Below are 11871 nucleotides of genomic sequence, written 5' to 3'. Positions count from 1 at the left end.
CGACGCTCGTCATGGTGAGGACATCGACTGAGCCGACCTGGCCAGCTCACCAGCGCACAGGAGAAGTGATGACCAGCAGCAGCACGACCGCCGACGCATTCCAGGAAGCGCAGCTCCCGGTTCGAGCGAAGCTCGCAGCGGCCTGGAGCAGCTTCATGTTCCTCTACATCTACGTCGACTACCTCGCCCTGTACAAGCCCGGCTTCATCGACGAGATCCGGGGCGGCGTCGTCCATGAGTTCGACACCGGCCCGGCCTTCGTCTCCCTCGCACTCACGCTCATGGCCGTCCCGATCCTCATGATCCTGCTCTCCGCGACACTGCCCGCGCGTGTCGGCCGCGCCACCAACCTCGTCGTGGCAACGCTCTACATCCCCGTCTCGGTGTACAACGTGGCTGGCGAGGAGTCCTGGAGCTACTCCTGGTTCTACGGCCTCTCCATCGGACTCGAGGTGCTGCTCCTGGTCCTCGTCCTGCGCTGGTCCTGGACCTGGCCCCGGACCGCCCGAGCGATCGTGGAGCACCCCCGCGTCGGAGCCCACGCGTGAACCCGAGCCGAGTCCGCTGTGCAGCCGCGCCGGTTCAGCTGCACGGCAGCCGGCGGGGACAGCGACACCATGCCCTCGCCCCCGGATCGGCCGACGCGCTGCGCACCTCGGCAGCGGCAGCGAACTGCCGGGAGCAGCAGCGCGCCGCGCACCCGACCGGCGTCCACGACGGCTCGAATGCGACCAGAGCACGGACGTCGTCGGGCGACAGCGGTGCTCCTCGACTCCAGTAGCGGGCAGCGCCCGCCGCAGCGTCGTCATCCGCCAGTCCTGGGGGCCAACGACCGGTTCAGCCCCGCCGGCGCCCGGCGGCCGGCTCCGGCGCGCGGGTGTCCCGGCTCAGCCGGCGCCACAACCAGCCGGCCGGCACCCGGTTCCCGGAGACCACGTACTCCCGGACGGAATCCACCGTGAGCGTGGTGGTGAGCGCGCGGCGGGCGGCGGCCCACCCGGTCAGCAGCAGCTCGTCCCCCGGGGCCAGCAGGAAGTCCGCACCGGGGGTCAGGGTCGCCTGCCCGTCGCGCACGACCAACAGCACCAGTGCGTGCAGCTGCCGGTCGCGGTCGTCGGGGTTGCGCAGCAGGTCGCCCAGGCGCGCGTCGCCACCGGCGAGCCAGCTCCCGAGCGCCGGCGCCGCCCGCGGGGTCAGCGGGAGCGTCCACAGCCCCTCCAGGTGCCGGCCGCACAGCGCGGTGAGGCGCTCCACCAGCTCCGCCGCCCAGGCGTCGCCCTGCCGCGGCATCTCCCGGAGGAAGCGCCACAGCAGCGGCGTCGCCAGCTGGGCGTAGACCTCCCGGGCGACCACTTCGGTGGGGACGAGCAGGGTGTCGACCGCCATCGCCGCGAACAGCGGGGCGCTGGCCGGCCGGTTCTGCCGGGCGCTGACGAACAGGCCGGGGTTGGCCCGGCGGGCGGCGGCCACGAGGGACAGGTTGGTGGTGTCGTTGTCCGTACCCGCGACGAACCCCACCGCGGTCCTCACGCCGGCGCGGGCCAGCACGTCCGGGTCGACGCCGTCCCCCACCACGAGGTCGTCGTCGGCGTCCTCATCGGCCCTGCCCGGTCCCGGGTCGACGACGGTCACCGCGAGGCCCTCCGCGCGGAGGTCCGCAGCCAGCGACCGACCGAGCCTGCCGTACCCGCAGACCACCCATCGACCCTCACGCGGTGGGTGGCCGAGGGCGGGCAGCTCCGCGCCCGGCCCGCCCTCGAGCCAGGTCAGCAACCGGTAGGTGGCCGGTGCGCGGGAGGCCAGGCACAGGTGGTCGCCGTAGCTGTCGAAGGGATCGACCACGGTGGGCGAGCCGAAGGCCCGCATCCGCTCGGCCATCGCCGCGGACGTGGCACGGGCGATGACCGGCAGCTCCGGGCGGAGCAGGGCCGCGGCCATGACCACGGCGAGGTTGGCCTCGTCATCGTCGGTGAGGGCCACGACCGCCTCGCACGACGGCGAGCCCAGACCCATGACGGCGAGGTGCCCGGGGTCCCGCGCGTCACCGGCCAGGGCGGGGATGTCTGCGTGGAAGGAGTCCAGTTCCAGGTCGTCGATCCGCTCGTTCGCGTGGTCGAGCACCACGAATCGGCGGCCGAGCCGGTCGAGCGCGTGCCCGAGCAGCTCCCCGGCGCGCCCGTAGCCCGCCACCAGCAGGAACGGTTCCCCCAACCGGCTGACCTTGCGGGTGACGTGCTGGAGGGCCAGGGCGGCACGGAAGGCGCGGTCCTGCAGCAGGGCCAGCAGCGACCCGATGGCGTAGGCCCAGCCGATGACGCTCAGGTAGATCGACGCCATCGCCCACATCCGCTGGGCGGGGGTGAACGGGTACGGGATCTCGCCGAAGCCGATCGTCGTCGCGGTGTAGCTCATGAAGTAGAAGGCGTCGAAGAACCCCATCCGCCACGGCCGGCCGGCCGCGTCCTCGCCGGGGACCAGTGTCAGCCCCAGCACGCTCACCGCGAACACGACGATGAGCACGATCAGGGGGGCGCGCATCCGCCGCAGCACGAGGAACACCGGAGCCGACGCCTCGGCGTGCGGTACGGCGACCTCGGGCGGCGGGGGTCTGCTGGTCCGCCGGCCGTCGTCGTCCCACGCGAGCAGACGCCACCACACCAGGAGCAGGGGGTTGCCCACGACGTCCTCCGATCACCCGCGGTGGAACGACGCCGTCTCCACGACCAGCAGCACGACCGAGACCAGGTTCGCCAGCAGTGCGCCACCGGACAGCGACACGATGCTCGCCGTCGTGGAGGCGGTGAGCCCGGCGGTGGAGATGTAGGCGGCGTAGCCGAGCAGGAGGGCGGCGGCGATGAGCTGGAGGTCGGCGACCAGGCTCGTGGCCAGGTGGACCGCGCCGAGTTGCGTGCGGTCGCCGAACTTGAGCACGGTGGCGATGAGGTTGACGACGACCGCGGCGAACAACTCGTACCGGTTGTGCACCGTCGGGTCGTCGATGTCGCCGAGGAAGAACCCGAAGTTCAGGGTGGCGGCGAGCACGACGAAGAACCCGAACACGACCTTCTCGAGGTTCACCCCGCCCCCCCATCGCCGACCGGGCCCGTCGCGCGCCGCACAGCGGGTCCCGGCGGCATCGTGCACCCCCGGCGGGTCCGGCGCAGCAGCAATCGCCCTGCCGGTGGCCGCGCGCGCCCCATCCCCGCCCCATCCGCGCCCGGCGGACCGTCCCCCGCCGGCCTTCGTGGGAGCTCGGACGATCGGCCTGGGAGCCCACGCAGTCCACCTCCCCCGGGCGGCCGCCGGTGCATCCCGACGCCAGCAGCCGCCCGCGAACTGGGGCTCCCGTCCGGGTGGTGACCGACAGCACCAGGGGCAGCTGCCCCCGCACCCGATCGAGCCGAGAGGACCCGCGGCCCGGCAGTTCACGGGGATCGGTGGCGTCGGCGCCCTCACGCAGGCGCCGTGCTGGTGGTGTTCCTCCGCGACACAGCCGAGGGCGCGCGACCCGGCTGGGGCACGGCTCCCCCACGCATCGATGCCCGCGGCCGCGGGGGCTGGCGGATCACCGGGTCTCCCGCCGGTCCCGGACGAGCTCCACCCGCCTCGTCTCGTCGTCGGGGAGGACCACCACGACGCCGTACTGCGGGGTCCACTCCTCGGACACCAGGAAGAACGTGTCGTTGGTGTACTCCAGCAGCCGCAGCCCGACGTACCGGTACAGGTAGGCGCTCTGTTCGGGCGGCAGCTCCTCCTCCGTCGCCCCGGGGGCGTCGATGTGCAGGTGCGCCGCGCTGTAGACCACCACCTGCGGCTGGGAGGCCAGGTCCGCCACGAACCCCTGAGCCAGCCGCCGTCCCTCCACGGTCGCGTAGTTCGCGGCCGCGCTGAACAGGCAGATGGCCGTGAGCAGCGCGGCGCACGCGCGCACGACCACGTCCCGGGTCGCAGGCAGGGCGGCGTCCCCGGCCATGGACTGTCGCAGCCGCAGGAGGTACAGCACCAGCAGCAGGCCGGCCGCGACGGTCAGCGGGAAGGCGACGTAGGTCGTCGCGGGCCAGACTCGCCGGAGCAGCCAGGTGAGCAGCGGCAGCAGGACGGCGAACGCACCCAAGCCCCGCACGGACCAGCGCACGACCGGGTCACCACTCCCCCGGGCCGCGATGCGCCGGGCGAGCCACTGGTCCAGTGCCACCCACACGAGTGCGGCGACCGCGATCGAGATGAGGAGGATGAGCACCGGGCGGACGCTGCGGAGGAGGTACTCCCGGGTCGAGACCCGGAAGAGGCTCTCGTCCACACCGAGGTGCCGGGACTGCTCGGCGATGCGCACCCACCCGAAGTAGACCAGGAGCGCGGTGAGGACGGCGACGTTCGCCAGGGCACCCGCCAGCGCGCGCAGCAGTGCGTTGCGGTCGGTGACCTCGGCCACGGTCAGGGTGAGCTCTCGGCATCGGGCGGCAGGTCCGTCCCGGTGTCCTCGCCGACCTCACCCTCGGTGTCATCGACACCTCCCGTGGCACCGCCCTCGGACCCGTCCCCCTCGGACCCACCGCCCTCGGAGCCGTCCCCCTCGGACCCACCGCCCTCGGACCCACCGCCCTCGGACCCACCGCCCTCGGACCCACCGCCCTCGGACCCACCGCCCTCGGACCCACCGCCCTCGGACCCACCGCCCTCGGACCCACCGCCTCGGACCCACCGCCCTCGGCGCCACCGCCCTCGGACCCACCGCCCTCGGACCCACCGCCCTCGGCGCCACCGCCCTCGGACCCACCGCCCTCGGCGCCACCGCCCTCGGCGCCACCGCCCTCGGCGCCACCGTCGCAGTCACCGCCGCTGCCGACGGGGGGCGCCACCGACTCGTCGCAGTCAGGGGTCCGCGGATCGTCGACGAGGGACGTCCCCTGGTCTGCCTTCCAGAGCGGATACGTGCCCTCGGGGCAGCCGAAGGAGGCCGGTGGCTGCTGGAACAGCACGCTGGAGACCGCCCGGTGCACGGCACACACGTTCCCCCAGTTCCCCATGCCGCCGGTCCCGTACTCCGACTGCATCAGGTCGTGCCAGCGCCGGGCACCGGCCAGGTCGCCGCGGCAGGCGGCTGCGCCGGCCAGATAGACCAGGACGTTGCGAGGGCTGGTGAAGCCTCGCCACGTGTCGTTGATGACCGCCTCGGCGCCGTCGCAGACCAGCAGCGCGTCGAAACCCTGGATCTCGCCCTCGGTCCCCACGGAGTTGTCGCCCGAGGACAGAGACCACTCGTACTCGTCGGCACCACCGCCTCCCCCGCCGGAACCGCCGCCAGAGCCCCCACCAGAACCGCCGCCGGGACCTCCACCAGACCCTCCGCCGGGACTCCCGCCGGAGCCGCCGCCAGACCCTCCGCCCGAGCCGCCGCCGGAGTCCTCGTCCGCGGGACTGCCGCCCGACTCGTCGCCCGGGCCCGCCGAGGACGCGGGGTCCCCGGTCTCGAGCTCCGCGTCGGACTGCTGCACCGCCTCGTCCGCCCCGAGCCAGCCCTGGTCGCCGCCGCAGCCGGTGATGAGCAGGGTGGCCGTCCCGACGAGTGCCACGCAGCGCAGCCGGTTCCTCCGTCGCCCGAGCAGGTCTCTCGTCACGGTCTCCCCCTCACCGGCCCCGCCCCAGTCGTGCCCGCCGCCGGTACGACTGGGCCACGACTCAGCTGGTCCCCGCTCGTCAGAGGCTTCGCCGGGGCCGGCGCGGACACCAGACGGGTCACTCGGCTCTCCCCGCCGGCCGGCGTGCGGCGCGGCGTTGCGTCACGCGCCGATCAGGTGGCTGTGCGTTCCGAGCGGGGCGCCGTCGGCCGCACGTCGACCAGAGGCGGCCGCCCCTGGGCGGAGACGCGCAGGTGCCCGGCCGGGTGCGCAGCCCGTCCCTCCTCCGGGACAGGCGGCGGCTGCGGGCCCGCCCGGGCCGGCTCACTCCCGGCGGTCCCCGCCGGACCGTCGTCGCTCACCGGCGGTCACGCCCGCCACGAAGGCCCACAGGGCGGTCAGGAGCTGGAGCACCGCGATCGGCCACCGGCCGTCACCGGCGGTCAGCGCCGCGTTGACCAGGAACACCACGGCGGCGCCCCACCAGAAGGCGGGCCCGTCGACGGCCCGACCCCGGGGCCGGCGGGGACCGGCCGTCGTCCCACCCCGACCCCCGGCGGGTCCCCTGTCCCCGGTCACAGCTCGCTGCACCTCCCCGCGTACTCCCACCCGGCCCGGACACCGCACGTCGCGCCGTAGGCCTCGTAGTCCGATCCCACGGGGCTGACCCAGTAGAGGAGGTCGCAGCCGGACGGGTCGCCGTCGCTGCAGGTCCACGCCAGCAGGTCGAGCAGGCCGGTGCACGCGTCGATCGCCCCGTTGGTGCAGTCCGTCACCAGCCCGGTCACCTGCGCATCCAGGGTCGTGTCCGGGACCGGCGCACTGTCCAGCCGGTCGACGAGGACGCCGGGGTCGACCGGAGCGGTGACCTCGGGAGGCGGATCCGCCGGCTGGTCGAGGGTGGACCCGGAGGAGCCCGACGTCACGTGGACCGTGTAGAACGTCGCCATCGCGGTGATCACCCCGGCCAGCGCGGTGAGGATCCCCGGGACGGTGCCGAGGAAGCCGAGTGCCCCTCCGCGCGGGGCCGCGTCCTGGGGCGGCGGCGCAGTCGCACTCATGGTCTGCGGGTCGAACTGCATGACGGTCCTCCTGTCCCGGCACCACCCGTCGTCGGGCGGCTCGCCCTCGTCCGCGCCCGGCCGGTCTCCCGTCCGGCTGCGACTCACGGAGGCCGCCGGCGCACCCGCTGATACACCCCCTGCTCAGGGAGTCCGCCGGCGCCGCGTGCACGTCTGGCCTCGCCACGGCCATCACGAGCGCCTCCCGGTGCGGGGGCGGGCGGCCGTGACCGGCGTCGGGTCGTCGGAAGTTCCGGTACCGGATCTGCACCATTTCCCGTCGCTCCCGCCTACGGTGCTGCGAGGACGACGGTGTCGTCGGCGCGAGGGGGACGATGTGCGGCTGCACCGCGGTCGGTGGCGGAGAGGTGCCACCCGGCTGTTCCGGACGTCCGCGGCCGTGCTCCTGACGCTGGCGGCCACCGCCTGCGGGACGGTCAGCGCCGCTCAGGGGCCGTCCGCCGCCGGTCCGACAGCCGGGCCCACGACCGGCTCGGGCCCGACGACGCCGCAGGCGAAGACCTCCCCGACCCCCTCCGCCTCCGAGGCAGCGCGGACGTCCCGGCACAGGGGTGGGCGGGTGCGCATCACCGGTGTCGGCGACGTGGTCATGGGTGCGGCACCGCAGCTGCCCCCGGACGGGGGTCGCGACCTGTTCACCGGGGTGGGCGACCGCCTCTCCGGAGACGTGGTGCTGGCCAACCTCGACCAGGCGCTCACCGACGTGACGACGTCCACGAAGTGCGGACCGGACAGCAGCGGCTGCTACGCCTTCCGCGCACCGCCGTCCTACGCCGAGCGCCTGGCCGAGGCCGGGTTCACCGTCGTCAACCTGGCCAACAACCACACCCGCGACTTCGGGGTCGCCGGGCTGCAGGACACGCGGGAGGCGCTCACCGCCGCCGGCGTGGACCACACCGGGATGCCCGGGCAGATCACGTACCAACGGGTCGACGACCTGCGGGTGGCGACCATCGGCTTCTCGCCGTACGGGTGGACGCAGAGCCTCCTGGACATCCCGGCTGCCGAGGACCTCGTGCGCGAGGCCGCGGCGCACGCCGACGTCGTCCTCGTCACCATCCACGCCGGGGGTGAGGGCTCGGACTTCCAGCACACCCGCCCAGGCGTGGAGACCTTCCTCGGCGAGAACCGCGGCGACCCCATCGCCTTCTCGCACGCCGTGATCGACGCCGGGGCCGACCTCGTGCTCGGTGCCGGCCCGCACGTCCTGCGCGGCATGGAGTGGTACCAGGGACGGCTGATCGCCTACAGCCTGGGCAACTTCACGGGCTACCGGGCGCTCTCCAACGACGGCCCCAAGGGCGTCGGCGCCCTCGTCACCGTGGAGCTGACCGCGGACGGCAGCTGGCTCGGCGGCGAACTCGTCCCCATCCGGATGGCCGACCCCGGACTCCCCGAACTCGACCCCGAACGGGAGGCCGTCGAACAGGTGGCCACCTTGTCGCACGAGGACTTCGGCGGCTGCGGCGTCGACGTGTCCGACGACGGGGCGCTGACACCCCCGACCTGCTGACGACCCACGGCCAGGCCGGCCCGGCTCCTCGGCCAGCCAGCGAGCGAGGTGCGGGTGCCCGGAGCCGGCGGAGCGCCGCGGACGCCGGGACCGCCCCCGCGACGGCGCGCTGGGACGGGATCGCGACGCTGCTGGACCCCGACGGCCTGCCGACCGGGTGCCCGCGCCTGTGCACCGCTCGCGCGGGGCTCGCACCGGCGAGCGATCGCCGCGCTGACGAGGCGAGTGCCGGTCATCCGGAGGACCGCTCGTCGAGGATCCCGAGGAAGGCCGAGGCGACGAGGGCGACGACGCGGTCGTCGTCGTGGGCCAGGTGGCGCAGGACCTCCTGGCCCGTGGTCCCCGGCAGTTCGACCAGCGCCTGGGTCAGGCGGATCCGCACCGCCGGGTCCGCGGCGGCCGCGGCGAGCTCGTCGACCACCGCCGTCACGACCTGGTGCGCACATCCGGCGTCCTCGCACAGTGCGCCCAGCACCTCCGCCGCCTCGACGTCGTTGCAGCCCTCGACCACCATGCCGACGAGCGTCGGCACGACCGCGGTCCGGCCACGCCTGCCCAGCGCAAGAGCTGCCTGTCGGCGCACCGTCCCGTCCGGATCCGCCAGTGCTCCCTCGAGCAGCCCGGTACCGCCCTGCGCCTCGGACGTCTCGGCGAGCGCCAGCACCGCGCGCCGCCGGATGCCGACGTCCTCCGCGCGCAGGCCGGCCGCCAGCGTCCCCATCCCCTCGCCATCTGATCGGGCGAGCGCCCAGCGGAGGGCGCCCGCGACGACGGGGTCGGCCTCGGCCAGGACCGCCCCGGCCAGCAGCTCCGCGGGGATCGGCACGCCCTCCGGCCGGGCCAGGACGGTCTGCTGCCTGCGCGAGGCGCTCGTCGAGGTGAGTTCCTGGAGGAGCCCGATGATGCGGAGGACGCCCTGCCAGTCGCCCGGCGCCGACGCATCGATCGCACGGAGCCGGTCGAGCAGCTCCTGGTCCCGCTTCACGCGGTCCTCGGTCCACCGGATCAGGTCACCGACCAGGCCGGACGGCGTCACCGCCGGGTCCTCCAGCGCGTCCCCGACCTGCTTGAGGGAGAGCCCGAGGGACCGCAGGCTCTCCACGTGGAAGATCCGGCGGATGTCCTCGTCGCTGTACTCGCGGTAGCCGCCGACGGTGCGACCGCTCGGCCGCACCAGCCCGAGGGCGTCGTAGTGCCGGAGCATCCGGGTGCTCACCCCGGAGCGGCGGGCCACCTCGCCGATCAGCACGACGCAGCCCCCGTCGACTGGACCGCCTCCGTGGTCGGGACGGGCTCCGAGGTCCCGGTGACTCCGGAGGCGATCACAGCGGCTCGTTCGGGGCCGAGTGCGGCGACCCGCCTGGCCTCCTCGACGGCCGTGTCGAAGGCGATCCCCGGATCCCGGAGGAGCAGCGCAGTCGCCCGGGCGTGCGCGGCCACCGCGGGGTCGGCATCTGCGGCGCACCCCTCCAGGGCGGGCTCGATCACCTCGCCCAGCTCGACGAAGGCCCGGCTCAGGCTGAGCTGCACGTCGCGGTCCCCGCGCCCGAGCTGCGCGACGAGCTCCTCGACCAGCCCCTGCTCCGCACCGTCGGGCACGAGTCCGACGGCGACGCGCCACGCGGTTCGCGCGACCTCGTCGTCGGGGTCGCGCAGCAGGTCCCGCGTGAGCCACGCCCACGCTCGCCCGTCGCCGATCTTGGACAGCGAGTGCAACGCCTGACTGCGGGCCCGCGGGAGCTCGGAGTCGAGTTCCCGGCGGAGCCGCGGCAACGTGATCTCCGACGGGAGTCGCGTGAGGGCCCAGGACAGCATGTCCCGGACGAAGGGGTCCGGTTCGCGTGCGCACCGCTCGACGAGCCTCTCCAGGAGGCCGGGGTCGGGTCTCGTGCCGGCCGCGAGCGCGGCCCGGAGCCGGACCGACGCGTCGTCGGCGGCCAGGGCGTCGGCAAGGACGTTCCGCGGGGTTCCGTCTGCGGTGTCGATCGGGACCACCTCCTGCGCCCAGCGGACACCTTCTCACCGTGTCATGGTCAAGCCCGGTGCTCGCCCTCCGTGCCGGTGCGCCTCGCGACCCCCACCGCGCTGCAGCACCGCACGGGCGGCCAGGTCGGCGGGCAGCGAGCGGACGAGGTCGCAGCGCCCACGGGGCGCCGGTGACATCGTCACGGGGAAGTCCTGAGATGACGCACTGCCCCGGCCGCCCGCGCGCCGCTGTCATGGGGGCATGACCTTCGATCCCGTCGAGGACCTCCTCACCCACCTCACCGAGTTCGCCGCCGGGCTGGAGCAGTGGCAGCAGGTCGGCGCACTGCTCCTCTTCGGCATGATCCCGTTCGTCGAGTCCTACCTCGGCAGCTTCATCGGCACGATCGTCGGCGTCGACCCGTTCCTGGCGGTGCCCGCCGCCGTCCTCGGCAACGTCCTGGCCACCTTCCTGACGATCGCCCTCGCCAGCGGCGTCCGGGGTGCCGCCACCCGCGGTCGGGAGGGCCGGGCGGCGCCGTCCAAGGGCAGGCGGAAGGTCGCCACGTACTTCGAGCGCCTGGGGGTCCCGGGCGTCTCCCTGCTCGGTGCGACGATCCTGCCCACCCAGATCACCGCGCCGACCCTGATCGCCCTCGGCGCGCGCAGAGGTGCCGTCTACGCCTGGATGGGCATCGCGATCGTCGTCTGGGGCGTCGCCTTCGGCTTCTTCGGGGACCTCGTCGTCGCCTGGTACAGCTGACCCCGCTGCGCCGTCCTGAGCATCCGCCACGGTCGACGCGGGGAACCGGTCGACGGCGAGCCGCCCCTCCCCGCCGGCCGGTCCGCGGAGCGGGTGACGCCGCGATGACGGGCCGATGACGGCCGGCCGGGAGGCTGCCGGTACGTGACCCCGGGAGGGACGGCATGACCACGGAGCGCGCCACCGACCTCGGCAGCGGAGCGACGCCCGCTGAGGACAGCGACGCCGGCAGCCTCGGGCGGGTGGACGCCACGACCGGCTGGCAGTTCGCGCAGCGGACGTGGATCCGGGCGTTCCGCGCCGGCCGCCACGTGCTCCTCCTCGCCGAGGGACGAGTGCCGGACCCTGGCTTCGAGGTCGACGTGCAGCGCAGCCCGCTGCGGGTCTTCCCCCAGCAGTACGACCTGGTCCAGCGACGGCGACCGGGGTTCTTCCCGGCCGTCCTCGTCCCTTACCGGCATGCCGAGGTGGTCCTGTTCCCCGTCGAGGCACCGGTCGTCGTCGTCCACCACGCCGACGGGTCGGACTCCGTGGACGTCGAGGAGGCCGAGGAGGACCTCGCCGGCTTCGCGGCCGTGGTGCCGACGGCGCGTCCGGCGGCCACCCCGCCTCGGCCGAGGTCGAGGCCGTGGGCTCCTCGGCCGGGATGAGCTTCGACGAGGCGTTCGCCGACGCGGTGGCCAACCTGCCGCCGTTCGAGCCGCCGTTCCCGGACGCGATGGACCGGGTCGACGTGGTCGACACCGGCGCCCTGTTCGGCGGCATCGCCGGCCTGCACCACCTGTTCGTGCGGGTCCGCCGCGTGCCGGCCTGACCCGGACCGGGCAGCACCCCCCGGCGGACAGGCCCTCGCGCACCCGGGCGAGCGCGGCCCGTGCTCAGGCAACTGCTCCCCGACCGGCTGCTGGAACGCCGTCGTCCCCCACGGCC

At 74.4% G+C, this 11871-nt stretch carries 12 protein-coding genes; 5 read left to right on the top strand and 7 right to left on the bottom strand.

Annotated elements, in window-relative coordinates; all coding sequences use genetic code 11:
- The first annotated feature begins 68 nt into the window (after positions 1-68).
- Positions 69-548: a DUF6326 family protein gene (locus FB380_RS17440; protein ID WP_166756621.1), complete on the top strand. Its 480-nt coding sequence runs from the start codon at positions 69-71 to the stop codon at positions 546-548.
- 289 nt (positions 549-837) lie between these two features.
- Here the strand turns inward: FB380_RS17440 and FB380_RS17435 are convergent, their stop codons facing one another.
- From FB380_RS17435 to FB380_RS17415, 5 genes are all read right to left on the bottom strand, one after another.
- Positions 838-2679, bottom strand: a complete 1842-nt coding sequence (locus FB380_RS17435) for a potassium channel family protein (protein ID WP_229682231.1) — start codon at positions 2677-2679, stop codon at positions 838-840.
- A gap of 12 nt (positions 2680-2691) precedes the next feature.
- Positions 2692-3078 (bottom strand): DUF6394 family protein, encoded by a 387-nt coding sequence (locus tag FB380_RS17430; RefSeq protein WP_166756620.1) that lies wholly within the window; start codon positions 3076-3078, stop codon positions 2692-2694.
- Positions 3079-3565: 487 nt separating this feature from the next.
- Positions 3566-4432 (bottom strand): hypothetical protein, encoded by an 867-nt coding sequence (locus FB380_RS17425; RefSeq protein WP_166756619.1) that lies wholly within the window; start codon positions 4430-4432, stop codon positions 3566-3568.
- Positions 4433-5942: 1510 nt separating this feature from the next.
- Positions 5943-6197, bottom strand: coding sequence for a hypothetical protein (locus FB380_RS17420; RefSeq protein WP_166756618.1), 255 nt, complete (start codon positions 6195-6197; stop codon positions 5943-5945).
- Positions 6194-6700: a hypothetical protein gene (locus FB380_RS17415; RefSeq protein ID WP_166756617.1), complete on the bottom strand. Its 507-nt coding sequence runs from the start codon at positions 6698-6700 to the stop codon at positions 6194-6196. Before FB380_RS17415 ends, FB380_RS17420 begins: the two co-directional genes overlap by 4 nt.
- Positions 6701-7259: 559 nt before the next feature.
- On the opposite strand from FB380_RS17415, the gene FB380_RS26050 reads away from it, so the two are divergent.
- The gene (locus tag FB380_RS26050) at positions 7260-8213 is read left to right on the top strand and encodes a CapA family protein (RefSeq protein WP_166756616.1); all 954 of its coding nucleotides are present in this window, start codon (positions 7260-7262) and stop codon (positions 8211-8213) included.
- A 232-nt stretch (positions 8214-8445) separates the two neighbouring features.
- On the opposite strand, the gene FB380_RS17405 is transcribed toward FB380_RS26050, so the two are convergent.
- Entirely contained in the window at positions 8446-9462 is a 1017-nt protein-coding gene (locus FB380_RS17405; RefSeq protein WP_166756615.1) for a MerR family transcriptional regulator, read from the bottom strand.
- Positions 9456-10208, bottom strand: a complete 753-nt coding sequence (locus FB380_RS17400) for a HEAT repeat domain-containing protein (RefSeq protein WP_166756614.1) — start codon at positions 10206-10208, stop codon at positions 9456-9458. Before FB380_RS17400 ends, FB380_RS17405 begins: the two co-directional genes overlap by 7 nt.
- Before the next feature lie 232 nt (positions 10209-10440).
- Here FB380_RS17400 and FB380_RS17395 point away from each other — a divergent pair, with 232 nt between their 5' ends.
- The 3 genes from FB380_RS17395 to FB380_RS17385 all read left to right on the top strand — a co-directional run bounded on the left by FB380_RS17395 (position 10441) and on the right by FB380_RS17385 (position 11755).
- A complete protein-coding gene (locus FB380_RS17395) occupies positions 10441-10941 on the top strand; it encodes a hypothetical protein (RefSeq protein ID WP_166756613.1) in 501 nt (166 codons plus the stop codon).
- A gap of 164 nt (positions 10942-11105) precedes the next feature.
- Entirely contained in the window at positions 11106-11591 is a 486-nt protein-coding gene (locus FB380_RS17390) for a hypothetical protein (RefSeq protein WP_166756612.1), read from the top strand.
- A complete protein-coding gene (locus tag FB380_RS17385) occupies positions 11570-11755 on the top strand; it encodes a hypothetical protein (RefSeq protein WP_166756611.1) in 186 nt (61 codons plus the stop codon). Before FB380_RS17390 ends, FB380_RS17385 begins: the two co-directional genes overlap by 22 nt.
- The last annotated feature ends 116 nt before the right edge of the window (positions 11756-11871 follow it).

The sequence above is a fragment of the Modestobacter marinus genome, assembly GCF_011758655.1.
Taxonomy (GTDB): Bacteria; Actinomycetota; Actinomycetes; order Mycobacteriales; family Geodermatophilaceae; genus Modestobacter; species Modestobacter marinus.
The sequence above is the reverse complement of the archived record's forward strand: the minus strand, read 5'-3'. Positions and strand labels throughout refer to the sequence as shown.